Source organism: Pseudomonas sp. MWU13-2517, assembly GCF_023242545.1.
Taxonomy (GTDB): Bacteria; Pseudomonadota; Gammaproteobacteria; order Pseudomonadales; family Pseudomonadaceae; genus Aquipseudomonas.
The window spans coordinates 1-3,205 of the sequence record NZ_JALMFA010000031.1 but is presented as its reverse complement, the minus strand read 5'-3'; the positions used below and the strand labels follow the sequence as shown (position 1 = coordinate 3,205).

Here is a 3,205-nt window from a genome sequence, read left to right as displayed (position 1 = left end):
CGTTCTTTAAAAATTTGGGTATGTGATAGAAAGATAGACTGAACGTTACTTTCACTGGTAACGGATCAGGCTAAGGTAAAATTTGTGAGTTCTCTTAATTGAGAAATTCGAATTTTCGGCGAATGTCGTCTTCACAGTATAACCAGATTGCTTGGGGTTATATGGTCAAGTGAAGAAGCGCATACGGTGGATGCCTTGGCAGTCAGAGGCGATGAAAGACGTGGTAGCCTGCGAAAAGCTTCGGGGAGTCGGCAAACAGACTTTGATCCGGAGATGTCTGAATGGGGGAACCCAGCCATCATAAGATGGTTATCTTGTACTGAATACATAGGTGCAAGAGGCGAACCAGGGGAACTGAAACATCTAAGTACCCTGAGGAAAAGAAATCAACCGAGATTCCCTTAGTAGTGGCGAGCGAACGGGGACTAGCCCTTAAGTGGCTTTGAGATTAGCGGAACGCTCTGGAAAGTGCGGCCATAGTGGGTGATAGCCCTGTACGCGAAAATCTCTTAGTCATGAAATCGAGTAGGACGGAGCACGAGAAACTTTGTCTGAATATGGGGGGACCATCCTCCAAGGCTAAATACTACTGACTGACCGATAGTGAACTAGTACCGTGAGGGAAAGGCGAAAAGAACCCCGGAGAGGGGAGTGAAATAGATCCTGAAACCGTATGCGTACAAGCAGTGGGAGCAGACTTTGTTCTGTGACTGCGTACCTTTTGTATAATGGGTCAGCGACTTATTTTCAGTGGCGAGCTTAACCGAATAGGGGAGGCGTAGCGAAAGCGAGTCTTAATAGGGCGTCTAGTCGCTGGGAATAGACCCGAAACCGGGCGATCTATCCATGGGCAGGTTGAAGGTTGGGTAACACTAACTGGAGGACCGAACCGACTACCGTTGAAAAGTTAGCGGATGACCTGTGGATCGGAGTGAAAGGCTAATCAAGCTCGGAGATAGCTGGTTCTCCTCGAAAGCTATTTAGGTAGCGCCTCATGTATCACTGTAGGGGGTAGAGCACTGTTTCGGCTAGGGGGTCATCCCGACTTACCAAACCGATGCAAACTCCGAATACCTACAAGTGCCGAGCATGGGAGACACACGGCGGGTGCTAACGTCCGTCGTGAAAAGGGAAACAACCCAGACCGTCAGCTAAGGTCCCAAAGTTATGGTTAAGTGGGAAACGATGTGGGAAGGCTTAGACAGCTAGGAGGTTGGCTTAGAAGCAGCCACCCTTTAAAGAAAGCGTAATAGCTCACTAGTCGAGTCGGCCTGCGCGGAAGATGTAACGGGGCTCAAACCATACACCGAAGCTACGGGTATCACGTAAGTGATGCGGTAGAGGAGCGTTCTGTAAGCCTGTGAAGGTGAGTTGAGAAGCTTGCTGGAGGTATCAGAAGTGCGAATGCTGACATGAGTAACGACAATGGGTGTGAAAAACACCCACGCCGAAAGACCAAGGTTTCCTGCGCAACGTTAATCGACGCAGGGTTAGTCGGTCCCTAAGGCGAGGCTGAAAAGCGTAGTCGATGGAAAACAGGTTAATATTCCTGTACTTCTGGTTATTGCGATGGAGGGACGGAGAAGGCTAGGCCAGCTTGGCGTTGGTTGTCCAAGTTTAAGGTGGTAGGCTGAAATCTTAGGTAAATCCGGGGTTTCAAGGCCGAGAGCTGATGACGAGTTACCTTTCAGGTAACGAAGTGGTTGATGCCATGCTTCCAAGAAAAGCTTCTAAGCTTCAGGTAACCAGGAACCGTACCCCAAACCGACACAGGTGGTTGGGTAGAGAATACCAAGGCGCTTGAGAGAACTCGGGTGAAGGAACTAGGCAAAATGGCACCGTAACTTCGGGAGAAGGTGCGCCGGTGAGGGTGAAGGACTTGCTCCGTAAGCTCATGCCGGTCGAAGATACCAGGCCGCTGCGACTGTTTATTAAAAACACAGCACTCTGCAAACACGAAAGTGGACGTATAGGGTGTGACGCCTGCCCGGTGCCGGAAGGTTAATTGATGGGGTTAGCTAACGCGAAGCTCTTGATCGAAGCCCCGGTAAACGGCGGCCGTAACTATAACGGTCCTAAGGTAGCGAAATTCCTTGTCGGGTAAGTTCCGACCTGCACGAATGGCGTAACGATGGCGGCGCTGTCTCCACCCGAGACTCAGTGAAATTGAAATCGCTGTGAAGATGCAGTGTATCCGCGGCTAGACGGAAAGACCCCGTGAACCTTTACTATAGCTTTGCACTGGACTTTGAATTTGCTTGTGTAGGATAGGTGGGAGGCTTTGAAGCGTGGACGCCAGTTCGCGTGGAGCCATCCTTGAAATACCACCCTGGCAACTTTGAGGTTCTAACTCAGGTCCGTTATCCGGATCGAGGACAGTGTATGGTGGGTAGTTTGACTGGGGCGGTCTCCTCCTAAAGAGTAACGGAGGAGTACGAAGGTGCGCTCAGACCGGTCGGAAATCGGTCGTAGAGTATAAAGGCAAAAGCGCGCTTGACTGCGAGACAGACACGTCGAGCAGGTACGAAAGTAGGTCTTAGTGATCCGGTGGTTCTGTATGGAAGGGCCATCGCTCAACGGATAAAAGGTACTCCGGGGATAACAGGCTGATACCGCCCAAGAGTTCATATCGACGGCGGTGTTTGGCACCTCGATGTCGGCTCATCACATCCTGGGGCTGAAGCCGGTCCCAAGGGTATGGCTGTTCGCCATTTAAAGTGGTACGCGAGCTGGGTTTAGAACGTCGTGAGACAGTTCGGTCCCTATCTGCCGTGGACGTTTGAGATTTGAGAGGGGCTGCTCCTAGTACGAGAGGACCGGAGTGGACGAACCTCTGGTGTTCCGGTTGTCACGCCAGTGGCATTGCCGGGTAGCTATGTTCGGAATAGATAACCGCTGAAAGCATCTAAGCGGGAAACTAGCCTCAAGATGAGATCTCACTGGAACCTTGAGTTCCCTGAAGGGCCGTCGAAGACTACGACGTTGATAGGTTGGGTGTGTAAGCGCTGTGAGGCGTTGAGCTAACCAATACTAATTGCCCGTGAGGCTTGACCATATAACACCCAAGCAATTTGCTGACCTGAAAAGGCGCCAGATTGCGGTGTGTGAAGACGCTATGAACCGAAAGTTCGAGCTCACAGAACACCGACTTCTATTACATACCCAATTTGCTGAAGCGAGGCCAACCGGTCACGACTCAGTACCC

At 51.0% G+C, this 3,205-nt stretch carries 1 rRNA gene; it reads left to right on the top strand.

The window, feature by feature from the left end:
- Positions 1–163: 163 nt before the first annotated feature.
- Positions 164–3,055 (top strand): 23S ribosomal RNA (locus M5B97_RS27520).
- Positions 3,056–3,205 lie beyond the last annotated feature (150 nt).